Source organism: Thalassorhabdomicrobium marinisediminis, from assembly GCF_003072065.1.
Lineage (GTDB): Bacteria > Pseudomonadota > Alphaproteobacteria > Rhodobacterales > Rhodobacteraceae > Octadecabacter > Octadecabacter marinisediminis.
This window is the reverse complement of the sequence record NZ_QCYG01000010.1, coordinates 18,722-40,837: the sequence shown is the minus strand read 5'-3', so window position 1 is coordinate 40,837 and position 22,116 is coordinate 18,722. Positions and strand designations below refer to the sequence as shown.

General features: G+C 64.7%; 20 protein-coding genes. 3 read left to right on the top strand and 17 right to left on the bottom strand.

What is annotated here, in order from left to right; genetic code table 11:
* Positions 1-13 precede the first annotated feature (13 nt).
* From DC363_RS14705 to DC363_RS14685, 5 genes are read right to left on the bottom strand one after another with little or no spacing between them, the layout of a single operon-like run.
* Positions 14-835, bottom strand: coding sequence for an ABC transporter permease (locus DC363_RS14705; protein WP_108641920.1), 822 nt, complete (start codon positions 833-835; stop codon positions 14-16).
* The gene (locus DC363_RS14700) at positions 832-1,749 is read right to left on the bottom strand and encodes an ABC transporter permease (RefSeq protein WP_108641919.1); all 918 of its coding nucleotides are present in this window, start codon (positions 1,747-1,749) and stop codon (positions 832-834) included. The genes DC363_RS14705 and DC363_RS14700 overlap by 4 nt, the downstream gene beginning before the upstream one ends.
* Positions 1,746-3,344, bottom strand: coding sequence for an ABC transporter ATP-binding protein (locus DC363_RS14695; protein ID WP_108641918.1), 1,599 nt, complete (start codon positions 3,342-3,344; stop codon positions 1,746-1,748). The genes DC363_RS14700 and DC363_RS14695 overlap by 4 nt, the downstream gene beginning before the upstream one ends.
* A 5-nt stretch (positions 3,345-3,349) precedes the next feature.
* Positions 3,350-4,915 carry an ABC transporter substrate-binding protein gene (locus tag DC363_RS14690; protein WP_108641917.1) on the bottom strand — a complete coding sequence of 522 codons (1,566 nt, stop codon included), beginning with the start codon at positions 4,913-4,915 and terminating at the stop codon, positions 3,350-3,352.
* Between the two features lie 34 nt (positions 4,916-4,949).
* Complete coding sequence (locus DC363_RS14685; RefSeq protein WP_108641916.1) at positions 4,950-5,792, bottom strand: carbon-nitrogen hydrolase family protein; 843 nt, start codon at positions 5,790-5,792, stop codon at positions 4,950-4,952.
* A 101-nt stretch (positions 5,793-5,893) separates the two neighbouring features.
* On the opposite strand from DC363_RS14685, the gene DC363_RS14680 reads away from it, so the two are divergent.
* Entirely contained in the window at positions 5,894-6,811 is a 918-nt protein-coding gene (locus DC363_RS14680) for a LysR family transcriptional regulator (protein ID WP_108641915.1), read from the top strand.
* Between the two features lie 82 nt (positions 6,812-6,893).
* A complete protein-coding gene (locus tag DC363_RS14675; RefSeq protein ID WP_108641914.1) occupies positions 6,894-8,102 on the top strand; it encodes a tetratricopeptide repeat protein in 1,209 nt (402 codons plus the stop codon).
* A 42-nt stretch (positions 8,103-8,144) separates the two neighbouring features.
* Here the strand turns inward: DC363_RS14675 and DC363_RS14670 are convergent, their stop codons facing one another.
* The 12 genes from DC363_RS14670 to DC363_RS14615 form a co-directional block, all read right to left on the bottom strand.
* Positions 8,145-9,719, bottom strand: coding sequence for a peptide ABC transporter substrate-binding protein (locus DC363_RS14670; protein ID WP_108641913.1), 1,575 nt, complete (start codon positions 9,717-9,719; stop codon positions 8,145-8,147).
* Positions 9,712-10,704 carry an ABC transporter ATP-binding protein gene (locus DC363_RS14665; RefSeq protein ID WP_108641912.1) on the bottom strand — a complete coding sequence of 331 codons (993 nt, stop codon included), beginning with the start codon at positions 10,702-10,704 and terminating at the stop codon, positions 9,712-9,714. The genes DC363_RS14670 and DC363_RS14665 overlap by 8 nt, the downstream gene beginning before the upstream one ends.
* Positions 10,701-11,717: an ABC transporter ATP-binding protein gene (locus DC363_RS14660; RefSeq protein ID WP_108641911.1), complete on the bottom strand. Its 1,017-nt coding sequence runs from the start codon at positions 11,715-11,717 to the stop codon at positions 10,701-10,703. The genes DC363_RS14665 and DC363_RS14660 overlap by 4 nt, the downstream gene beginning before the upstream one ends.
* Positions 11,714-12,886, bottom strand: coding sequence for an ABC transporter permease (locus DC363_RS14655; protein WP_108641910.1), 1,173 nt, complete (start codon positions 12,884-12,886; stop codon positions 11,714-11,716). The genes DC363_RS14660 and DC363_RS14655 overlap by 4 nt, the downstream gene beginning before the upstream one ends.
* Positions 12,883-13,830: an ABC transporter permease gene (locus tag DC363_RS14650; RefSeq protein WP_241963018.1), complete on the bottom strand. Its 948-nt coding sequence runs from the start codon at positions 13,828-13,830 to the stop codon at positions 12,883-12,885. Before DC363_RS14650 ends, DC363_RS14655 begins: the two co-directional genes overlap by 4 nt.
* Complete coding sequence (locus tag DC363_RS14645; RefSeq protein ID WP_108641908.1) at positions 13,827-14,432, bottom strand: helix-turn-helix domain-containing protein; 606 nt, start codon at positions 14,430-14,432, stop codon at positions 13,827-13,829. Before DC363_RS14645 ends, DC363_RS14650 begins: the two co-directional genes overlap by 4 nt.
* An 86-nt stretch (positions 14,433-14,518) precedes the next feature.
* Entirely contained in the window at positions 14,519-15,646 is a 1,128-nt protein-coding gene (locus tag DC363_RS14640) for a RuBisCO large subunit C-terminal-like domain-containing protein (protein WP_108641907.1), read from the bottom strand.
* On the bottom strand, positions 15,646-16,650 hold the full coding sequence (locus DC363_RS14635) for a transketolase family protein (RefSeq protein ID WP_108641906.1): 1,005 nt from the start codon (positions 16,648-16,650) through the stop codon (positions 15,646-15,648). Before DC363_RS14635 ends, DC363_RS14640 begins: the two co-directional genes overlap by 1 nt.
* A 15-nt stretch (positions 16,651-16,665) precedes the next feature.
* Positions 16,666-17,592 carry a transketolase gene (locus DC363_RS14630; protein WP_108641905.1) on the bottom strand — a complete coding sequence of 309 codons (927 nt, stop codon included), beginning with the start codon at positions 17,590-17,592 and terminating at the stop codon, positions 16,666-16,668.
* A complete protein-coding gene (mtnA, locus tag DC363_RS14625) occupies positions 17,589-18,656 on the bottom strand; it encodes an S-methyl-5-thioribose-1-phosphate isomerase (protein WP_108641904.1) in 1,068 nt (355 codons plus the stop codon). Before mtnA ends, DC363_RS14630 begins: the two co-directional genes overlap by 4 nt.
* Positions 18,656-19,972, bottom strand: coding sequence for an amidohydrolase family protein (locus tag DC363_RS14620; RefSeq protein WP_108641903.1), 1,317 nt, complete (start codon positions 19,970-19,972; stop codon positions 18,656-18,658). Before DC363_RS14620 ends, mtnA begins: the two co-directional genes overlap by 1 nt.
* Positions 19,969-20,811 (bottom strand): purine-nucleoside phosphorylase, encoded by an 843-nt coding sequence (locus DC363_RS14615; RefSeq protein ID WP_108641902.1) that lies wholly within the window; start codon positions 20,809-20,811, stop codon positions 19,969-19,971. Before DC363_RS14615 ends, DC363_RS14620 begins: the two co-directional genes overlap by 4 nt.
* A 229-nt stretch (positions 20,812-21,040) precedes the next feature.
* On the opposite strand from DC363_RS14615, the gene DC363_RS14610 reads away from it, so the two are divergent.
* The gene (locus DC363_RS14610) at positions 21,041-22,069 is read left to right on the top strand and encodes a BMP family lipoprotein (protein ID WP_108641901.1); all 1,029 of its coding nucleotides are present in this window, start codon (positions 21,041-21,043) and stop codon (positions 22,067-22,069) included.
* Positions 22,070-22,116 lie beyond the last annotated feature (47 nt).

Below are 22,116 nucleotides of genomic sequence, written 5' to 3'. Positions count from 1 at the left end.
TGTTAGGCTGCGCCTATCTCGCCTTCAATGTAGGGTCTAAGCGGTCGCGAAGCCAGTCCCCGATCAGGCTGACCGACAACGCCAGCAGAAAGATGATCGCGCCGGGGAACAGTGTGAGCCACCACGCCGTCAACAGCCGGTCGCGCCCCTCGGACATGATCTGCCCCAGCGACGTCAGCGGCGATTGCACGCCGAGCCCCAAGAAGGACAGCGCGGTCTCAAGCAGGATGGTCAGCGGCAGGTTGACGGTGAACTGCACCAGCGCGACCGAGATCACGTTGGGCAGGATATGCCCCAGATAGATCCGCCAGGGCGAGGCCCCCAGCGCGCGCACGGCGGTGACATAGCCGTGTTCCTTGGCCGACAGGACCGCACCGCGCATCAGGCGGGCATAAACCTCCCACCCGGTCAGGCCGATCAGCAGCAAAAACAGCGTGAAGGAATTGTCGAACATCGCCAGCACGAACAGCGCGACGATGATGATCGGCAAGCTCGCCTGCACGTCGATGGCGGCGACGATCACGTTCTCGGTCCAGCCCCGTCGCGCGGCGGCGAGGATCCCCAGAAGCGAGCCCAGAACCGCGCCGATGATGGTGCCCACCAGCGCCACGATCAACGTGATCTGCGCGCCAACGGCCAGCCGCACCAGCACATCGCGCCCCCGCGCATCGGTGCCCAGGATGTAGCCTTCGGTTCCCGGCGGTTTGAGGCGGTTCAGCAGCGACGTCTCGCGGAACTCATAGGGGCTGAGCCATTGCCCGAAGAGCGCGAACAGCACGAAGAGCACCACGAAAACCATGGCGCATTTGACGACGAAGGGGACCTTGTTCTTCATTTCGACCGGATCCTCGGATCGATGAGCAGGTAAAGCAGATCGACGATCAGGTTGGCGGTGATCATCGTCACCGCCACCGCCAGCACGATGAATTGCACCATGGCAATATCGCGCGTGGCGACCGAGCGCACCAGAAGCTGCCCGACACCGGGCCAGCCGAAGACCTGTTCGGTCACCACCGAGCCCGCGATCAACCCGCCAAGGCTCAACCCGATAAGCGTCACCAAGGGGATCGCCGCATTGGGCAGCGCATGGCGCAGCAGCCTTCGCCGCCCGCCGATGCCCCGCGCTTCGGCCGCAACCATGAAAGGCGCGTTGATGGTCTCAAGGAGTGAGGAGCGCGCGAACCGCGCAAACGCCCCCATGGACGCAAGCCCAAGGGTCAGGGCCGGGAAGAACACATCGACGAAACTGTCCGGACTGGCGCCGACGTAGGTCTGAAAGACCAGCGCGCCCACGAGGATGATGATCAACCCGAACAGGAAATTGGGCAGGGCAAAGGCGAAAACGCTGAAGCCCATGGCAAAACGGTCGATGGGCTTGCCCCGGTTCAATGCCCCAATCGCCCCCAGCGGCAAGCCCAGAAGCAGGGCAATCGCCAAAGCCGAGCCGCCCAGCAGCAGGGTCGAGGGCAGCCGCCCCATGAAAACCTGCGCCGAGGACAGGCCGGTGTGGATCGAATAGCCGAACTCGCCCTGCAACAGCTGGCCCAGATAGGCGGTGTATTGTTTCCACAGCGGTTGATCGAGGCCGAGGGCGCGGCGGTATTGGTCGATCACCTCTTGCGGCGCGTCGGGCGGGGCGAGGGCTGCGGCGGGGTCTCCGGAAAACCGGATGAAGACGAAGACCAGCGTGATGGTGATCAACAGCGTGACCACCGCCCGCAGCAAGCGAGAGCCGATGTAGCCGATCATGCCGCTGACACCTCGGGCAGGTCCTTGCCCGGGGCCGCGGCCAGAAGGGCTTGGGTATAGGGCTGTTGCGGATTGGCGAAAATCTCGGCCGCGTCGCCCTGTTCGACCGCGCGGCCGTTCTGCATCACCAGCAGATCGTCGGCAATGGCGGCGGCGACCCGCAGGTCGTGGGTGATGAACAACATGGTGAACCCCAATCGCGCCTGCAATTCGCGGAACAGATCAAGGATTTGCGCCTGAATAGAGACGTCCAGCGCGCTGACGGATTCGTCGGCAATCAACACGTCGGGATCAAGAGCCAGCGCGCGGGCGATGCAGATGCGCTGTCGCTGGCCGCCGGAAAACTCGTGCGGGTGCCGGTCAAAAGCCTGCGGTGTCAGCCCGACAAGGTCGAGCAGCTCTTCCGCCTTGGCGCGGGCCTCGGCCTTGGACGCGCCGTGGATGATCGGCCCTTCGGCGATGGCAGACCCGATGGTGCGGCGGGGGTTCAATGCCCCGAAGGGGTCTTGCAACACCACCTGAATCCGTTTGCGCAGAGCCTGCATCTCGGCCCCGTGCAGGTGGGTGATGTCACGCCCTTCAAAGGTGATCGTGCCGCTCGTGACCTCCTCCAGCCGCAGCAGGCACCGCGCGAGTGAGGATTTGCCCGAGCCGCTTTCCCCGACCACCGCTGTCGTGCGTCCGCGGTGCAGGGTCAAGGAGACATCCTTGACGGCTTCAACCTCGCGGCGGTTGAACAGACCGCCAAGACCGTAGGTCAGGTGGATATTCTGTGCCGCCATCACCACGTCCGAGCGTTCGGTGTCTCGCGGCGCACCGCGGGCCGTGGCCGCGGCGAGAAGGGTGCGGGTGTAGGGGTGTTGCGGATCGGCCAGCAACGTCTTGGCCGCACCGGTTTCGACGATCTCGCCCTGCCGGAGCACGACGACGCGGTCGGCGATGTCGCTGACCACGCCAAAATCATGGGTGATGAACAGCACCGCCGTTCCACGCTCACGCCGCAAATCGTCGATCAGCGCCAGAATTTCCGCCTGTGTGGTCACATCCAGCGCGGTCGTCGGCTCGTCCGCGATCAGCAGTTCGGGATCGAGCAGCAGCGCAGCGGCGATCACTACCCGCTGCGCCTGCCCGCCGGAGAGCTGATGTGGATAGGCCCGCGCGAGTTTCGCCGGATCGGGCAGACGCACCGCCTGCAGGATCTCGGCGACCTTGCGTTTGCGCGCGGCCCGATCGATCCCGTGCACTTCGGCAATTTCCTCAAGCTGGTCGCCCACGCGCCGCAGCGGATCAAGGCTGGCGCTGGCGTCCTGAAAGATCATCGCCATCCGCACCGACCGCAACCGCAAGAACGCATCGCTGCGTTGCGCGGGCAGGGGGGCACCGTCAAAGGCGATGCTCCCCGCCGTGATGGGCAGTTGCGGCGGCAGCATCCCCATGACCGCCTGCGCGATCACGGATTTGCCCGATCCGCTCTCCCCCACGAGGCACAGCGTCTCGCCCTTGGCGACGGACAGGCTGACCCCCTCAACCGCCAAGGCCCGGTCGCCACCCGAAGGCAAGGCAACCGAGAGCCCGTTGATCGTCAATACGGTCATGAACGTCAGTTCTTCAGGTAACGCTTGTCGAAGATGGTGACGGCCGAGTTGCCCGGATCCCAGTCGAGATCATCGCGCACCCCGTAGCTGACCACGTTGCGCCACAGATACATGCCGGGGGTGATGTCCTCCCACTCGGCGACAAGATCGAGATAGGCCGCATAGCGCGTCTCGAAATCCTGCGCCTGCACGAAGGCTTCGCCCAGCTCAAGGAACTTGTCCGTGGGCACATAGGTCCGGTGGCTGGCGTTCACGCGGCTCGAGGTTGGGCCCCAGTCGAGCCAGAGCGGCCGCCACGGATCGCCCGAGAAATCCGACGACATGGACATGTTGAGCAGATGGAACGGACGCTCATAGGCCAAGCTGAAGTTGTCGACGAGGGTGATCTTCACGTTGATCCCGACATCGCGCCACTGTTCCACCATGAATTCGGCGGCGATTTCATAGTTCGGATAGAAACCGCGGGTGATGTGCCATTCCAGTTCCTCCCCGTCGTAGTCCGAGGCTTCGAGAAGCTCGGCCGCGCGTTCGGGGTCATAGGGGTAGGCGCGTTCCCGCTCCGGATCGAAGTAATCGCCGTATTCGGGGAAGTTGAACGGCGTGGGCACAAAAGTCGCATCGCCCCAGAGCGCCTCGACAATAGCATCGCGGTCGATGGCAGAGACCATCGCCTTGCGCAGGTTGGGGTCGGTCAACGGGTTGTCAGGGAGGGTTTCGTCGTCTTCGAGCATGTTAAAAGCGAACATGGGATAATTCTCGATCCCCTTCGACAGAACATGCACCCCGTCGGCGTTTTCCACCTGTTCGATCTGGTCGGCGGGGATCGACACGATGATGTCGAACTCACCCGAGACGAGACCCGCGAACCGGGTCGAGAACTCCGGCACGATGCGGAAGGTCAGCGATTCCGCCGGAACAGGGCCGTTCCAATAGTCGTCAAAGGCCTCAGCGGTCAGCTCAACCGAAGGGTCGAAGCTGGTGACGCGGTAGGGGCCGGTGCCCATGGGCATCTGGCCGAAGGCGTCGGTGCCCACTTCTTCGTAGTAATGTTTCGGCAAGACGAACCCCAAAGGCGTTGCCAGCCGGTTGGGGAAGGTCGGGTCGGCGATGTCGAGCTCGACTTCCACGGTCAGCGGGCCGGTCGCCTCGACACGCACGATATTGGCGGCATAGCGGGTGCCGCGCGGGGCAAGGGGTTCCGGCCCCCAAAGCCGCTCGGCGGACATGGAAAAGGCCACGTCCTCGGCGTCCATGATGTGCCCGTCGTGGAACGGCACGCCCTCGCGCAGGGTCAGTTCCCAGATATACGGCGTCTTGCGTTCCCAGCTTGTCGCCAGTTGCGGCACCAGCGTCGCGCCGTCGGGGTCTTCCCAGCGGTTGCGCGAAATCAGCGTGTCGAACACGTTGTAATGCACCCGCGCGCCCGAGGTGGAAATGCCGATCACGGGGTCCATCGTCTCCCACAGGTTGTCGACGGCAAGGGTGATGTCGGGCCGGTCTTGGGCCTGCGCAGCCAAGGGCACGGCAAGCGCCAGTGCAAAGGCCGCGGATAGGACGTTTTTGTGGAACATTCTCGGTCTCCCTTCGGTAAATCGTATGGCAGGCTCAGTCGTCGAAGCTGTAGTCGCGCCCGTTCTGCAAGGACGGGATCTGGCGGCGGGCGGCGGCAACTTCGTCGAGGTTCAGATCGACGGTGCGCAATCCGGGTCCGTCGGACCCCATGTCGACCAGCACCTCGCCCCACGGATTGACGACCATCGAATGGCCGTAGGTCACCCGCCCGTCGTCGTGCTTGCCGACCTGCGCCGCCGCGATGACGAACGCGCCGTTTTCAATGGCTCGCGCGCGCAAGAGCACCTCCCAATGGGCGCGGCCTGTGGGAACGGTAAAGGCAGAGGGCACGAAAAGCAAAGTCGCGCCGCGCTGGCCGTAATCGCGGAAGAGCTGCGGAAACCGCAGGTCGTAGCAGATCGCCAGCCCCGCCGGCCCCCACGGCGTGTCAGCCAGAACCGCGCGACGGCCCGGACCGTAGCGGCGGGATTCCCCAGTGGGTGGTTTGCCGTCAAGATGAATGTCAAACAGGTGGATCTTGTCATATCCGGCAACGATCCGGCCATCGGGGTCGATCATGTCCCCGTGGTTGAGGAACCGCGGACCATCCACGCCATCGGGCCCCTTCACCGGCGTCGATCCGGTCTGAACCCACAGCCCGTGCTTCGCGGCAGCCTCACGGCAGGCGGCGATGAAAGGGTCGGCGTCGTGATCGACCACAAGCCGCAGGGCATCGTCGCGGTCCTTGTTCACCAGCCCCGACGCCTCGGGCAGGGCCAGCATCTGCGCGCCGTCCTCTGCCGCCTGCGCGGCGGCCTCCTCCATCCAGGCGATATTGCCCTCGTGCCGGTTGGTCGAAGTCATCTGGGCAATGCTGAGGCGCAATGTCTGGGTCATCTGGACATCCTTGCGGTGTGGTGGGCTCCCTTGTGGATACCATGACGGGGCACACGCAAAAGAAAAGTAGAAACTTTGCGGTTATCGTCTAAATAGCTAACATGACCAGCACGCCCCCCGTCCGAAGATTGCCGCCCCTGAAGTCCCTGCGCACGCTTGAGGCGATCTATCTGGCCGGGTCGGTCACTGGGGCCGCGCAACAGCTGCGGGTGTCCCATTCCGCGGTCAGCCATCAGGTGAAGGTGCTTGAGGATTGGTCCGACACGCCGCTGTTCAAGCGCGGCGGGCGCAGCACAGTGCTGACCGATGCGGGACGCAGCCTTGCCATGACCGCGCACCGCGCGTTTGACGAGGTGCGCCATGAAGTCGACCGGCTGCCCCTGCGCCGGGTCGATCCCGTGACCGTGGCGACCTTGCCACTTCTGGCGACCGAGCTGATTCTGCCGAACCAGCCCGATTTTGCTCGCGCCCATCCCGAGGTGCGCCTACATATTTCGATGGCCTTCGCCGATCGGCCGACCATGGCAAAACCCGACGTGCAGGTTCTGTTCCTGCGCCGGGCTGCGGTTCTGGCCAGTGACGAGATTCTGTTTCCCGGTGACGCGATCCCCGCCTGTTCGCCACGACTGGTCCAATCGTCTGGCTTGTCCCCGGCCGAACTGCTCGAGGCGGGGCCGCATATCCACGATGAGGATTTGCGCATGTGGCCCGCATGGATAAGTGCGCATCGCCCCGACGCGCAGACCACTCTGGTGGGCGACGCCGCGCATCTGCTGCTGGAAGGCTCGGCCCTGCTGCAATCGGCGGTGCTGCAGGGGCTTGGCGTGGGTTTTGTGCGCTGCGCTTTGGTAGCGCAGCATCTAGAAAGCGGCGCGCTTCTGCCCTGTTCCGACCGGATCATCGACCACGACTGGGTCTATGTGTTGCGGGTCACGCCGGAGCGCGCGGAAGAGGGCGCGGTTCAGGCGGTGGTGCGCTGGCTGCTGCGGGTCTGCCGCGATGATCGGTCTAAAACTTAGACGACCTTCGCGTATTTCTCACTTTTTTGCGGTGTCCCGCTGGCCTAGCCTTTTCGCAACCCACCGCAGGAGGCACCGGAGCATGCAGGAAACATCGGCCAAGGCGCAAAGCCGGATCGTGAAAACCGCACGCCCCGTGCTCTGCGCGCTCCCGTTTGCGACCGACGCACCCGACTGGCGTGGTCCGGCGCTGGCAGAAGACGTGTTGAACGAGGTGGTGCGTCTGGCGCAGGCGCGGGCGCTGTCCCATCACACGACCTTTCAGCCTGCCTTCGACAGCTCGCCCGAGGCGTTGACCGAGATGGGGGTCAGCCATGCGCTGCGCGGCAGGTTTACTCCCGAAAACTCGTCAGAATTGACTCTGACGCTGAACGACCTCACCACCGCAGAGGCGCAGACCGTCACGGTTGAGGGCGCAACCCTGCAAGTGCTGGCCGACGGGGCGGCCCAAAGGATTGCCGGAATGCTGACCGAGGCGCAGCCGCCCCGGCCGGATTGGATCTTTCCGCCCGCGCGCGCCGCCGAAGACCCGACCATCTTTGCCAAACTCTGTCAGGCGCGCCACGCGATCTGGAGTTTTGACCGCACGGGCAATGAGGCGGCGCTTGCTCTGGTGGACGAGGTCCTCTCGACCGATCCCGACCACCCGGCGGCCAATGGCTACAAGGCGTTTCTGCTGACGCGCGCCTATCGCAGCGGCTGGATCATGGGGCGCGACACCGTGGCTCCGGCAATTGAGGAGGCCTGCGCGCGAGCGTGGAAAGGTGATCCGCAGGACCCGGCGATCCTTTGGACCACGGCCTTTGCGCAGGGCATGATCTTTCGTGACTACCCCTTGACGGCCGACCTGGTCGCCCGCGCCGCCGCCTTGCAACCCCATGGCAGTCACATCCTCGGCTGGGGCAGCCTGTTCATGACCTATGATCTGAATTTCGAAACGGGGCTTGCCTATGCCCGCCGGGCTTTGGCGATCAGCCCGCTGGACCCGATGCGGGTGACCCACGGGTTTGCCGGCGCGCTGGCGGCGATCCATGGCGGGCAGGACGCGGCGGCGGTGGAATTGTCCGAGGTGGCGTTGGCGGTCAACCCGGACATGAAGAACGCGCTGCGCATCAAGGCGTCGGCGCTGTTCCGTCTGGGTGAAACCGAAAAGGCCCGCGCCTGCGCGGCGCAGGTTCTGAAGATCGATCCGAAGGAAAGCGTGGCGCTGGCGGCCGAGGTCAATCCGCTTCGGGAATGGCCCGGCTTCTCGCGGTTCCTTGAGGGGCTTGCGGGGGCCGGATTCCCCTAGGGCAAAGGCCAGCGGGCACCGAAGCGCCCGCTGACCGTCGTGTTATTCCGTGATTGTCACATCGCGGAAGTAGGGCACGTTGAGCGATGACCGCCAGAACCCTTCGACATCCGGCGACATCATCATGTAGTTGTAGCGGTGATACATCGGCAGGATGACGTGGTCGTTCATCAACACGGCCTCGGCTTCGCGCATAGCGGCAAGGCTCTCGGCTTCGTCCGCGGTGGCCTTGGCCGCATCAACCGCTGCGGCGAAGTCCTCGCTCTGCCAAGCCGCCAGATTGTTGGGGCTGTCGGGCAGGAAGACGTCAAGGAAGGTCATCGGGTGCGGATAATCCGCGCCCCAGCCCATCTGCGCGATCTGGTATTCGACCTTTTGCACTTCGGGATAATAGACCTGCCACTCGGTCGCCTGAATGGAGACGTCGATGTTCAGGTTTTCCTTCCACATCTGTTGAATCGCTTCGAGCAGCTTTTCGATGGGCGGCGAGGTGTAGGTGACGAACACGGTTTCGGGGAAGCCTTCGCCGTTCGGATAGCCGGCCTCGGCCAGCAGGGCCGCAGCAGCCTCGGGCTGGGCGTCCGCGTCTAGCCCGTAGGTATCGACACCGTCGCGGAAATCCTCACCGTTCAGGGTCATGCCATAGGGCACAAGGCCGATGGCGGGTTGATCGGCGGATTGCAGAACGAAGTCCACGATGTCCTGCCGGTCGATCGCCATGGACAGCGCCTTGCGCACGCGCACGTCATCCAGCGGTGCCTGTGCAGGGTTGAAGAACGCATAGGTCGTCCCCAACGCCGGCACGATCATAAAGGCGTCGCTTTCCGCCATCAGACGGGGGATTTCCGGCGCGGGCACGGCTTCGATCCCGTCCACCTGACCGGATTCCATCGCGGTGAGCGCGGTCGCCTGATCGGGGATCAACCGGAAGGTCAGGGTGTCGAGCGACACGTCCTCGGCCCCATAGTACGCATCGTTCTTGGCGAAGACGACGGATTCCCCGAAGTTGAACTCGGTCACCTTGAACGGGCCATTGCCGATGAAGGTTTCGGGGTTGCGGGTCCAGCCTTCGGGGTCGGCCTCGACTACATCCTCACGCACCGGGAACCAGTTGGTGTAGGTCAGAAGCTGCATCATGTAGGGAATGCGGTTGGTCAGCGTGAAGGTCAGCGTCTTGTCGTCGGGCGCGGAAATCGCCACGTCGCCCTCTCCACCGGCGGCGTAATGCGCCTCGGCCCCGTCGATCAGATAGAACATCGACGGGTTCTTGGCACCTGCAGCGGGATCAAGCACACGCATCCAGGCATAGACGAAATCCTGCGCGGTGACGGGCTTTCCGTCGGACCATTTGGCGTCGCGCAGCTTGAAGGTATAGGTCAGCCCGTCTTCGGAGACTTCCCAGCTTTCAGCCATGGCGCCTTCGATCTCACCCTCTTCGGTGAAGCGCACGAGGCCTTCGAAGGTGTTGCCGATGATCGGCGCGGCGAAGGTCTCGGACGTCAGCCCGGGATCGTAGGTCGCGGATTCGTTGTTGACCACATAGGTCAGATCGCCTGCGGCCAGCACTGGCCCCGCGACAAGCGCGGCAAAGGCGGTGGACATGAACAGTTTACGCATTCTCTCTCTCCTCCTGAGTATGAGATGTGCTGCCAGCGGGCAGCGGGTGATGACAGGCGACGGCGTGGCCGTCGTCGTGCAGCGTCAGATCAGGCTCTACTTCAGCGCAAAGCGCGGTCGCGCGGGGGCAGCGGGTGCGGAACCGGCAACCGGATGGCAGGTCCAGCGGGCTGGGCACCTCGCCCGTCTCGAACGCATCGTCGCGACGGGCCTCCGGATCGGGGACTGGAATGGCCGACCACAAAAGCTGCGTATAGGGATGGCGCGGCGCGGTGTGCAGCGCTTCGGACGGGGCGATCTCGACCAGTTTGCCCAGATACATCACGCCGATGCGGTCGGCGATATGGCGCAGCATCGACAGATCGTGGGTGATGAACAGATAGGCCAACCCGGTGTCGCGCTTGAGCTCCGAGAGCATATTGACGATTTGCGCCTGAATAGAGACGTCCAGCGCCGAGATCGGCTCATCACAGACGACCAGATCGGGTTCGAGCGCGATGGCGCGGGCGATGCCCACGCGCTGCCGCTGACCGCCGGAAAAGGCATGGGGGTAGCGGTCGGCGGCCTCGGCCCCCAGCCCCACCTGATCGAGCAACGCGGCCACCCGCGCACGGCGGGATTTGGCAGTGCCGATGCCCATCACCTCAAGCGGTTCGGCAATCAACTCCCCCACGGTCATCCGCCCGTTCAGAGCCGCCACAGGGTCTTGAAAAATCATCTGCACCCGCCTGCGGTGGGGTTTCAGCGCCTTGTCCCCCAGCGTCGTGATGTCGGTCCCGTCCAGCACCACGCGGCCACCCGTCGGGCGATAGAGCCGGATCAGTGCCCGGGCGAGGGTGGATTTCCCGCAGCCGCTTTCCCCCACAAGGCCCAAGGTCTCGCCCCGCTGGATCGTCAGGCTGACCCCGTCCAACGCTTTCAGCACGCCGTGCCGCGTCGGAAAGTGCATCTCCAGGTCGTGAAGTTCGAGCAGGGGGCGGGTCATTCTGCGGGCTCCGGGGTCGGGGCAGGGGCATTGGTATCGGCCAGCCAGCAGCGGCTGCGTTGCGTCGGACGCAGGCGGGCGGACTCCGTGCCGTCATACATCGGCGGCGGCGTGGCGCAGATCCGCATGGCGCGGGGGCAGCGGGGCGCGAAGGGGCAACCGGGCGGCGGGCTGCGCATGTCCGGCGGGCTGCCGCGCACCGGCGACAGCGGCCGCCCCGCAAGGCGCGGATCGGGGATCGCCGCCAGTAGCCCGCGGGTGTAGGGATGCTGCGGGGCCGCGAACAGGTCCGCGACCGGGGCTTCCTCCATCACTTGACCGCCATAAAGCACCATGACCCGGTCGGCAGTCTCGGCGATCACCCCAAGGTCATGGGTCACAAGGATAATCGCCATGCCCAGCCGGTCGCGCAGCTCTTTCAGCAGCGCCAGAATCTGCCGCTGGATCGTCACATCCAGCGCGGTCGTCGGCTCGTCCGCGATCAGGATGTCCGGCTCACAGGCCAGCGCAATCGCGATCATCACCCGTTGCCGCATTCCGCCGGAGAATTCATGGGGATAATTGTCGATGCGGGTCTCGGGCGAGGGGATACGCACCAGTTTGAACAACTCGACCGCGCGGGCGCGGGCGGCGTTCTTGCCGATCCGGCGGTGCTGCATCAGCACCTCGACGATCTGGCGGCCCACGGTCATCGTGGGGTTAAGCGCCGACATCGGGTCTTGGAAGATCACGCCGATGCGGTCACCGCGCACCCGGGTCAGCGCCCGGTCCGACAGGCTCAGCAGGTCGACGCCGTCGAAGTCCGCCGTGCCCGAGGTGATGTGCCCCCCGCGTTTGAGCAGTTTCAGAAGGCTCATGCAGGTGACGGACTTGCCCGACCCGCTCTCCCCGACCAGCCCGAGAATCTCCCCCCGGTGGAGGGTCAGTTCGACGCCGCGCACGGCCTGCACCACGCCCCGGTCGGTGCGGTATTCGGTACGCAGATCGCGCAAGGACAGCAGAGGCGCGGTCATGACGACAACCTCGGGTCCAGCGCATCGCGCAGACCATCGCCGAGGAAGTTGAACGCCAGCATGGTCAGGCTGATCGCCACGGCGGGAAAGAACAATTGGTGCGGATAGGCGCGCAAGGTCTCCACCGCTTCCGAGGTCAGCGTCCCCCAGCTTGCCTGTGGCGGTGTCACGCCAAGGCCGATGAAGCTCATGAAGCTTTCGATAAAGATAGCCGAGGGGATCAGCATGGTCAGCGTCACAAGGATCGGGCCAAAGGCGTTGGGCAGCAGGTGTTTGAACAGGATGCGCGAGGTCGAGGCCCCCATGGTGCGCGCGGCGGCGACGTAGTCCTGACTTTTCAGCGTCAGGATCTGCCCCCGCACCACCCGCGCCATGTCCACCCAATAGACGGTGCCGATCGCCAGCACGACCGAGAGGAGCCCCGATTGCAGCACCACCATCATCAAGATCACATAAAGCGTGAGCGGGATCGTCGCGACGATCTCGACGATGCGCATCATTACTGCATCCACGCGCCCGCCCAGCAGGCCGGAAACCCCGCCATAGACCACGCCGATCACGAAATTCGCCAGCACGGCGGCGGCGGCCACCAGCAGCGAGATTCGCGCGCCGTAAAGCTGCCGCACAAGCACGTCGCGGCCCAACTGGTCGGTGCCGAAGGGGTTGCGCCGGTTGAGCTTGCGCCCGCCGGCTTGCGCGACCTCGCCGTCAATGGTCAGCACGGCGGGCCGCTGACCGTAGTCCAGCACCACGGTCTTGCCCGCAATTTCCCACGTGGTCTGACGGTTGATCATGTCGCGCCCGTCCGGCCGCAGCAGGCCGGTCAGCCCGCCCCCGTCGCCGACCTCGTAAAGGCTTAGGTTGCTGGTGTTGACGTGAACCTGCACGCCCTCGGCCACCGTATAGGGGCGATAGACGGGCGGCAGGTTCGACAGCTCAAGGTTCTGCTGAAAGTAGCTGTAGGGTGACAGCATCGGCCCGAACACCGCCGCCACGATAAGGAGGATGATGAACCCCAGCCCCGCCATCGCCGGACGGTGCCGCCAGAGCCGCGACCGCACTCCGGCCCAGAAGCCAAGGCTGGCGCTGCCCACCACCGGATCGCCCGGGCGCCCGGTCTGCGGATCAAGGGGCAGCCACATATCAGGCGCAATGGCCGGTCGGGTCATTTGCGGTCTCCGTATGAAATGCGCGGGTCAAGCCAGAGGTAAAGCAGATCGACGATCAGGATCATCAGCATCAGGAAGACCGCATAGAAAATCGTGATCCCCATGATCGCGGTATAATCGCGGTTGGTGATCGACTGCACAAAATGCCGGCCGATCCCCGGCAAGGCGAAGATCTGTTCGATCACGAAGCTTCCGGTCAGCAGGTTGGCCACCACGGGCCCCAGCACGGTGACCACCGGAATCAGCGAATTGCGCAGCCCGTGGCGCAGCATCACCGTGCGCGCGGGCAGACCCTTGGCGCGGGCGGTCATGATGTAGTCCTGCGACATCGTCTCAAGCAGGTTGGACCGTGTGAGGCGCGCGACGAAGGACATCCAGAAGCCCGACAGCGCCACAACCGGCAGGATGTAGCCGCGCCAGTCGTCCAGCCCGAAGGCCGGGGTCCAACCAAGCCGCAGCGCGAAGATGTAAAGCGCCACCGTGGCGATAACGTAAGAGGGCACGGCAATGCCCAGACTGGCAAGGAACATCGCCAGCGTGTCCGGCCAGCGCCCACGGTTGAGGGCCGCTACGATCCCCGCGGGCACACCCACGGCCACCACGCAGATCATCGCCAGAAGCCCGGTCTGCGCGGTCACGGCAAGTCCGTCGGCGATCATGCTGTTGACGCTGACGCCGGGGTATTTGAACGACGGTCCCAGATCGAAGGTCAGCACGCCGCCCAGATAATTGAGGTATTGCCGCCAGATCGGCTGATCCAATCCGAACTTGGCGTTCAGCGCGGCTTCAATCTCGGGGGCGAGCATTTTCTCCGACACGAAGGGCCCGCCGGGCACCGCGTGCATCAGCGCAAAGGTCAGGGTGATGATCGCCAGCAGCGTCAGAAGCATCATGCCGATGCGCTGCGCCAGCCACATCAGGGGAAGTCGGCTGGCCCCGGTCACGCCGAGGTGCCCGATTGCGGGGTCATCTGGAAGGTCGGACCGTTGCCAAGCCAGAAAAGCACCGCCGGATCGCCTTCGGGGTTGCGGGCCTGATGGCGCTGGTCGGAGTTGAAATGCAGCGTGTCGCCAGCCTGCAGATCGTAGTCGCGTTCACCGATGGTAAAGATCACCCGGCCGCTGCGCACCTCGACGAACTCCTCACCCGTGTGAATGTCGGTTTCCGTCACGAACCCGGCGGGCATGGTGATAAGGAACGCGGAGAAGGCCGCGCCCACGAATTCGCCGTGCAGCCGTTCATAGGTCATGCCGCCCTCGCGCACCCAGATCGTTTCGCGATCCTGTTTGCGGGTGACAAGGCCACGGGCATTGGGCAGCGGAATGAAGTGCCCCAGATCCAGCGAGAGCGCCGCCGCCAACCGGTTGAGCGAACCCAGCGACGGGGTCGCGATGTCGCGCTCGATCTGGCTCAGGTAGCCGACCGAGAGGCCGGAGCGGGTGCTAAGCTCTTGCAAGGTCAGGTTCTGACTGCGCCGCGCCGCCCGCAACAGGGCCCCGACAGGCGGCTGTTGTCCGGTCGGGTCGGGGTGGGCGGTTTCGGTCATGGGCGGCTCCGATCTTCTTGCAAGATCAGACTATCTAAAATTTTTAGATATATGCAATAATTCTTTCACCCACGTTTGCGATTGCCCTACGGGGTCAAGGCGCGGCGCATGTCCCGGATCACATCACCGATGCCATCCCCCGCCCGCAACAGGCTGCCACCCAGAAGATAGACGCAATCCGCGCCGTATTGTCGTTGCATGTCGGGCAAGCGCTCGACCGACATGCCGCCGCCGGGGCTGGGCAGGATTGCGGGGCCGACCCCTGATGGGTCCCGGCAATCGGCGACGATGGCGTCGCATTCCTCAACCGAGAAGCCGAAGCGCCCGCCATGGTTGGGAAAGACCGAGATATCGGCCCCCGCAAGACGCATGAGTTGCCCGAACAGCATCCCGTGGCCGTAGCCGTGATCCGGCGACAGCACATAGGGCCCCAGATGGCTGGGGTGCGCCATGATTGGTAGGTCCAGTTCATCGTCCTGCGCAAGCTGGTTCATCGCGTCGAAGCCGTAAAGCCCGGGGATGATCAGCAGCCCATCGGCACCGGCATCGCGGGCGTAACGGGCGTTATCGTGGATTTTGTGGGCGGGGCCGCTGATGTTTGGGAAATACAGCGCCTGCGTCTGGTCGCCCTTCTCTTGCCGTTCGGCGTTGGCGCGGGCCACGGCGGCGGCGCAGGCGGTGACGCGCTCCCGGAAGGGCGCGGCGTCCTGCCCGGCAAGGCCGTGATCCTCTTTCACGATATCGGCCCCGGCCACGGCGGTCAGGTAGCACAATTGGGCAAGACTGTCCGAGGAGGTGCCCTGCGGCTTGATCACCGGGCAGACAAAGCCGCCAGTGCTGCGTCCGGTGAGCGCACGCACGCCCGCCGCGCCGAACCGCGCGCCGGGAAAGCGCGCGCGCAGGGCGGCGTCGGGCGTCAGGTCCACCGCTTTAACGCCGCGCAAGATCGAGGCGTTGCCCAGGATCACGTTGAGCAGCTGCGCCAGATCGTGGCCGACGCTGTCGATGTGATAGGCGATCCGCGCGGACCAGACGGCGTCGCCCGTGGGCGTGACATCCTCGACCCGGCCAAGGATCACGTCCTCGACGTAGCCCTTGGGCACCACGTCGCGGGGGATTTCGACGGTATCCTCAAGCGCGATGGCATCGGCACGGGCGGCGGCATCGTGGTCGTCGTCGGCCACGATGCGATAGGTGACGGTGAAACGCTCCATCAGAGGCCTTCGGCCTTGGCGAGCGAATGAACCGCCTCGACCCGCGCCTGCGCCAGATCGTCTTCGGTGATGTTGAGCGGCTGGCCCAGAAGCTCTTCAACCCCTTGCGTCAGCGCCAGCGCGTCCAGCCCGTAATAGCGCATCAGATAGGCGCGGCTGCCGCCGTGGGCGTAGGTGTCTTTCAGGCCCAGCCGCCGCAACTTCTTGCCAACGCCGTTGTCGGCCATGACTTCGGCCACAAGCGACCCTATTCCACCTTCGGTGACGTGGTTTTCCAGGGTGATCACACCGCCCCTGACCGAATTGATATGGTCCAGAAGCGCCTGATCGTTGAACGGTTTGATGGTGTTGAGGTGCAGGTGCCGCACCGACACACCGGCCTTTTCCAACGCCGCCGTCGCGCGCAGCGCCTCTTCGGTTGTGATGCCCGCGGTGACGATCAACACGTCCTCGCCCAGCGAGATCTCCCGCATCTGGCCCACGACAATCGGCGTGTCGAACAGACGCGGGACCGAGCCGCGCAGCACGCGGCAATAGACCGGACCGTCGATGCTGTCTGCGGCTTCGCAGATGCTTTCGACCTCGGTCGCGTCGCCGGTCTCGAGGATCGTCATGTTCGGCATCGACCGCATGACGCTGATGTCTTCGATGGCCTGATGGGTCATGCCTCCGGGGGTGGTGATACCGGGCAGAAAACCCATGATCCGCACCTTGCGCCGGGGATAGGCGATCGACGCCATGAGCTGGTCATAGGGCCGCCGGTAGGTGAACACGCCAAAGGTGTGCACGAAGGGGCGGTAACCGGCGAGGCCAAGGCCGCCGCAAAAGCTCATCATGTTCTGCTCGGCCATGCCCATCGACAGGAATTGGTCGGGGTGGTTGTCGCGGAACTTGTCGATCTCGCACGACGAGGTGAGGTCGGCCGAGATGCACAAGACGTCCGGATTGGCCAAGGCGTGTTTTTCGAAGGCCGCCTCATAGGGGCGGTTTACCATTTCTACCATTGGGACAACTCCGGCTTAGTGGGCGTAGTCGATGGGTTCGACACCCAGCGACTCGGCGATTGAGGCATTCATGCGGGCGCGTTCCTCTTCGGATTTGAAGCGCACGTAGTGGAGGCGGGGGAACCGCTCTTCCAGGATCGGCATCGCGTGGAACGGGTTGGACTGCGCCAGAATGATCAGCGGCTTGCCCTCGTGCGGGGTTTTGGCCGCTTCGCGCATCTCGTCAAGATTGTGGGCGTCGCACTCGACGGCGACGCCGCCAAAGGCTTCGATCTTGGCCTTGATGTCGCGCACTTCCATGACGCTGTCCATGGCGCCGTCACATTGCTGGTTGTTCACATCCATGATCGCCTTGACGTTGTCGATCCGGTGATGCGCGCAGGCCTGAATGGCTTCCCAGGTCTGGCCCTCCTGCACCTCGCCGTCGGACATATAGACCCAAACCCGGCCCGTTTCGCCGCGCCGCTTGCGCCCCCAGGCCAGACCGGCGGCGGTCGAAAGACCGATGCCAAGTGTGCCGTTGTGAACCTCCATCCCCGGCGAATGCTCCGCGCCGATCATCTCGACGCTTGAGCCGTCCTGATTGAACATCTCGAGCCCTTCGGCGGCCATGCGTCCGGTTTCCACCAGCGTGGCATAGGCGACGAGCGCGTAATGCGCGGGCGCGATGAACAGCCGGTCGAACTCGGGCTCGAACGGGCCGTTGTAACCCGCGCCAGTGTGGTAATCGGGGTTGTCCGCATGGGGCACCCCCTCAAAGGGTTTCGGGATCATCGGCAAGGTCGGCGCGCCAAGGTTCAGCTCTTCGTTATAGAGCCAGGCGAGCTGCTCGGCGGCCGAGCAGGCCTGAGACAGATACCCGCCGTTGTTGCGCATGGCATGTTCGAAGACGCGGCGGCGGATGCCCAGTGCGATGTCTTCGGTGGTTTTTTCGTTTCTCATACGTCCTCCTTGAGGGCATTTTGCTGTGCGGTTCGCATCGCGGCCAGACTGTCGGTAAAGGGCGGGCGGGCGATGCCGTATTCGGTGATGATCCCCGCGATCAGGCGGTTCGGTGTCACATCGAAGGCCGGATTGAACGCGGGCGCGTCGGGCGGCGCGATGGCGTGGCCGTTGATCTCGGTCACTTCGGCGCTGTCGCGCTCCTCGATCTCGATGGCGTCGCCGTCGGGGGTCGCGAAATCGATGGTGGACATGGGGGCGGCGACATAGAAAGGCACGTCGTTGTCGGCGGCCGCGAGGGCGAGGTTATAGGTGCCGATCTTGTTGGCCACATCGCCGTTCGCCGCGACGCGGTCACAGCCGACCACGGCGATGTCCACGTCCTGTGTGCGCATGATATGGGCTGACGCGCCGTCCACGACGATGGCATGGGGCACGCCGAATTCCAGCAGTTCGAACGACGACAACTTCGCTCCCTGCAGGCGGGGGCGGGTCTCATCAAGGTAGGCGAACACCTCGTGCCCCGCCTCATGGGCGCTGCGGATGATGCCAAGCGCGGTGCCCAGATCGACGGTGGCAAGCGATCCGGTGTTGCAGTGGTGGAAGAACGTCACCTTCTGCGGCAGGATCTTCAGCGCCTCGGCGGAAATCGCGCGGTTCACGGCGATGTCGTCTTCCTCGATGGCCAGTGCTTCGCGGTGTAGGGCCGCGGGCAGGTTGGCGGGATCTGTAGCATCGGCCCAGACGGCCTTCATCCGGTCCAGCGCCCAGAACAGGTTGACCGCCGTCGGGCGCGAGGCCCGCAGCACCGCGTCGGCCTGTTGCAGGGCGCTCTGCATCTCCTCTGCGGGCGCGTCGGCAAAGCTGCGGGCCGCTTGCAAGATGCCGAACGCGGCGGCGACCCCGATGGCGGGCGCACCGCGCACCGTCATGTCATGGATCGCGCGCGCAATCTCGGCGGTGGTGTTCAGCTCAAGATAGCGCACCTGCTGCGGCAGGACCTTCTGGTCGATCAGCTGCAGGGTGTCGCTGTCATCCAGCCATTCAATTGCACGAAATGCCATTACGTCGTCTCACTTCTGATGGCTGTGGCCAGCCGTTTCACATCGTCGATCAGCGGCGCGACCGGCGTGGTCAGCGCGCGGTCGCTGACGATCGCCCGGCCGCGCGCGAAGACGTGGCGCACGTCGCTGCGGCCGGCGCTGAACACCAGCGTCGAATAGGGGTCGTAAGTGGGCACGTTGTGCGGTGCATCGGTGGCGATCACGGTCACGTCGCCCTGTTTGCCCACCTCAAGCGTGCCGGTCCGGTCCGCCAGACCCAGCGCGGCCGCCCCGCCGCAGGTCGCCATGGCGACGATGTCGCGGGCGTGCAGCGTGTCCGAGGTGCCGGTGCGCAGATTGTGCAGCAGCGCGGTAAGGCGCATGGTGGCGAACATATCAAGGTCGTTGCCGCTGGCCGGCCCGTCCGTGCCCAGCGAGAGGGTTACGCCCTTAGCCGCAAGATCGCCGATCCGCGCCGTGCCTGAGGCGAGCTTGGCATTGGACAGCGGACAATGGGCCACGGCGACGTTCGCGGCGGCAAGCATGTCGATCTCGGCGTCGTCCAGATGCACCGCGTGGGCGAGCAACAGCGGTTGCTCCAACAGACCGGCCTGCTGCAACGCGCGGATCGGGGTCGTGCCATAGGCCTTTTGCACAAGGTCCATTTCCCAATCGGCTTCGGCCGCGTGGATATGAACGCCGACGCCCTCCGACTGCGCAAGCTGGGCGATCTGTGCCAGCTTGTCGGCATCGAGCGTATAGCACCCGTGGGGCACCAGCATCGGCTGCACCCCGTCAACCTCGGTATAGCGGGCCAGAAAATTGCGCGTGAAAGCGATCCGGTCGTCCCACGACAGCCCGTCCACGCCCTCGACGTTCAACATCGGCGGGCCCGAGGTGATGCCAAGGCCCACGGTCCGCGCGGCGGTGATGGTGGCGTCCGGATACCAATACATATCCAGCACATGGGTCACCCCGCCCAGGGCCATTTCCGCCATAGCCAGCGCCGCGCCCTGTTCGACGGTTTCGGGCGTGATGTGGGCGGCTTCGGCGGCCCAGACAGTGTTGAGGAACCCGTCCAGATTGACGTTGTCCGCCAGCCCGCGAAACAGCGCCATCGCCGCGTGGCAATGGGTGTTGATGAAGCCGGGCAGGATCAGCCCGCCCTGCGCGTCGATGCGAGTCGTCGCGGCCAGCTCTGCGGCGCCGGACGCGGGACCCACATGGCTGATCTTGCCATCGGTGAGCGCGACGAAACCTCCGTCATGCACCGTGCGTTCGGCATCCATGGTCAGGACGGTGCCGTTGTGGATTAAGGTATCGACCTGCACGTTCATGCTGCGGACCCGCTGTCGGCGCGGGGCAGGACGGGGATCAGCGCCTCCATCAACGTGAGCAGCTTGGGCTGCACCAGTTTGACCGCTTCCCAGACCTCATCCTCGTTGGTGACATGGGCGTCGTTGACGGAGCTGACGGCGATATTGGTCACGGCCGAAAGCGCCAGAACCTTCAGCCCCATGTGCCGCGCGACGATCACTTCGGGCACGGTGGACATGCCCACCAGATCGACGCCCGCCTGCTTGAGGAACCGGATCAGCGCCGGGGGCTCGAAACTGGGGCCGATGGCATGGCCATAGACCCCCCGCGACACCATCGGCGACAGAGATTGCACCAGCGCGATCAGCTCGGGGTCATAGGCCTTGTTCATTGACACGAACCGCTCACCGAAGGCGGGTTCATTGGGGCCGCGCAAGGGGTCGAACCCGGCGGCCACAGCCAGCGACAGATGGTCCTCGATGGCGACGATGTCGCCCACCACCATGCCATCGCCCATGCCACCGGCGGCATTGGTGATCACCGTGGTCGTCGCGCCCAGGGCCGCCATGACCCGCATCGGAAAGGTGACCTCTTGCGCGGAATAACCTTCATACATATGCACCCGACCCCGCATCGCCACGCAGGTGCGGCCGAACAGGGTGCCGACGATCAGAACCCCGTCGTGACCCTGCACGGTCGAGACGGGAAAATGGGGAATCTCGGAATAGGGGATCGTCACGCCGTCGATATGGTCCGCCAGCGGCCCCAGGCCGGACCCCAGAACCAGCGCCAGTTCGGGCACCACGTCGCTTCGCTTTCGGATCGCCTCGACCGCTTCCAACACTTGCGCCTTAAGCATGACTCGTTCCCCCTGTCCGGTTTGACCGGCCAATCCTTAGCACCGTCAATTCCGGAAAGGAAAGAAAAAACACAAAAAACAGGCGCGTTGACATTTGTGCAAAAATCGCGGAGCCTGCGGTATGGAGGGTTCATTCCGTGCTTGTCGTGTGCCGCCGATGCGGCTTACAAGGCGGGTGAACAGGGCCGCAGGGGCGGCTTGGAGCTGACACAACAGGGAGCCAGACCAGATGGCACATTTCACGGCAAAATACCTGACGACGGCCTTGGCAACGGGGTTGACGCTTGCGCTTTCGGGAGCGGCGGCCACGGCGCAGGACACCTCGATCATCTACATCACGCCGAACCCCATCGGGAACAACCCGTTCCTCGTTCTCGGACGGGCCGGCGCGGAAGCCGCGGGTGAGCAGATCGGCGCGAGCGTCGAGACCTATGAAAGCGAAGCTCCGCAAGCGATGCTCGAAAACCTTTATGCCGCCGCCAGCGTCGGCGCGGATATCATTATCGGCATCAGCTTCTCGGCCGTGGATGGCGTGATGGAAGTCGCCCCCACCGCGCCGGATACAGACTTTCTTCTGGTCGATGCTTGCCCGTCCGAGGAGCGCCCCGCCAACGTGCATTGCGCTGTCTTCCGCGAGCATGAATCGTCGTTCCTGATGGGCGCAATCGCCGGCCTCAAGACCGAGACGGGCACCGTCGGCGTGGTCGGCCCGATCGACATTCCCTTCATGCACCGCTTCACCGGCGGTTTTGCCGATGGCGCGAAGCACGTGAACCCCGATGTGACCGTGGAGACCCGCTGGGTCGGCGGGCAGAACGCCTTCTCCGATCCGGTGCGCGCGAAGGAACAGGCGCTGGCGCTGAGTGCGGCCGGGGCCGACGTGATCTACGGCGCGGCTGCGGGCGGCTCCTACGGGGTGTTCGAAGCGGCGAGCGAACAGGGCTTCATTACCATGGCCGTGGACACGATCCAGTGCGACGCGGCACCGGGGCAGATGTATGACGTCGCCCTCAAGCAGGTGGACGAAGCGATCCTGCAGTCCATCGAAGCCATTCAGGGCGGGGCTGAGGCGCACTTTGCCTCTTACGGGCTGGCCGAGGGTGGCATGGGCGCGGTGGCGCTGAGCGATCCTGCCGTGATGGCCGAAAGTGGCTGCATGATCGCAGAGGATCCCGAGGTGGCCGCACAGGTGCAGGCCATCGCCCAAGAGATCATCGACGGCACGCTTGAGGTCAACGATCCGCTGATGGCGAACTGAACCGAAGGGTTCAGGCCGCTGCAGGCGTGGCGGTAAATGGAAGGCAG

Bases quoted from the DNA above. Each gene is read 5' to 3' on its own strand.
- DC363_RS14705 (WP_108641920.1), bottom strand. From the start codon at position 835: ATGAAGAACAAGGTCCCCTTCGTCGTCAAATGCGCCATGGTTTTCGTG.
- DC363_RS14700 (WP_108641919.1), bottom strand. From the start codon at position 1,749: ATGATCGGCTACATCGGCTCTCGCTTGCTGCGGGCGGTGGTCACGCTG.
- DC363_RS14695 (WP_108641918.1), bottom strand. From the start codon at position 3,344: ATGACCGTATTGACGATCAACGGGCTCTCGGTTGCCTTGCCTTCGGGT.
- DC363_RS14690 (WP_108641917.1), bottom strand. From the start codon at position 4,915: ATGTTCCACAAAAACGTCCTATCCGCGGCCTTTGCACTGGCGCTTGCC.
- DC363_RS14685 (WP_108641916.1), bottom strand. From the start codon at position 5,792: ATGACCCAGACATTGCGCCTCAGCATTGCCCAGATGACTTCGACCAAC.
- DC363_RS14680 (WP_108641915.1), top strand. From the start codon at position 5,894: ATGACCAGCACGCCCCCCGTCCGAAGATTGCCGCCCCTGAAGTCCCTG.
- DC363_RS14675 (WP_108641914.1), top strand. From the start codon at position 6,894: ATGCAGGAAACATCGGCCAAGGCGCAAAGCCGGATCGTGAAAACCGCA.
- DC363_RS14670 (WP_108641913.1), bottom strand. From the start codon at position 9,719: ATGCGTAAACTGTTCATGTCCACCGCCTTTGCCGCGCTTGTCGCGGGG.
- DC363_RS14665 (WP_108641912.1), bottom strand. From the start codon at position 10,704: ATGACCCGCCCCCTGCTCGAACTTCACGACCTGGAGATGCACTTTCCG.
- DC363_RS14660 (WP_108641911.1), bottom strand. From the start codon at position 11,717: ATGACCGCGCCTCTGCTGTCCTTGCGCGATCTGCGTACCGAATACCGC.
- DC363_RS14655 (WP_108641910.1), bottom strand. From the start codon at position 12,886: ATGACCCGACCGGCCATTGCGCCTGATATGTGGCTGCCCCTTGATCCG.
- DC363_RS14645 (WP_108641908.1), bottom strand. From the start codon at position 14,432: ATGACCGAAACCGCCCACCCCGACCCGACCGGACAACAGCCGCCTGTC.
- DC363_RS14640 (WP_108641907.1), bottom strand. From the start codon at position 15,646: ATGGAGCGTTTCACCGTCACCTATCGCATCGTGGCCGACGACGACCAC.
- DC363_RS14635 (WP_108641906.1), bottom strand. From the start codon at position 16,650: ATGGTAGAAATGGTAAACCGCCCCTATGAGGCGGCCTTCGAAAAACAC.
- DC363_RS14630 (WP_108641905.1), bottom strand. From the start codon at position 17,592: ATGAGAAACGAAAAAACCACCGAAGACATCGCACTGGGCATCCGCCGC.
- mtnA (WP_108641904.1), bottom strand. From the start codon at position 18,656: ATGGCATTTCGTGCAATTGAATGGCTGGATGACAGCGACACCCTGCAG.
- DC363_RS14620 (WP_108641903.1), bottom strand. From the start codon at position 19,972: ATGAACGTGCAGGTCGATACCTTAATCCACAACGGCACCGTCCTGACC.
- DC363_RS14615 (WP_108641902.1), bottom strand. From the start codon at position 20,811: ATGCTTAAGGCGCAAGTGTTGGAAGCGGTCGAGGCGATCCGAAAGCGA.
- DC363_RS14610 (WP_108641901.1), top strand. From the start codon at position 21,041: ATGGCACATTTCACGGCAAAATACCTGACGACGGCCTTGGCAACGGGG.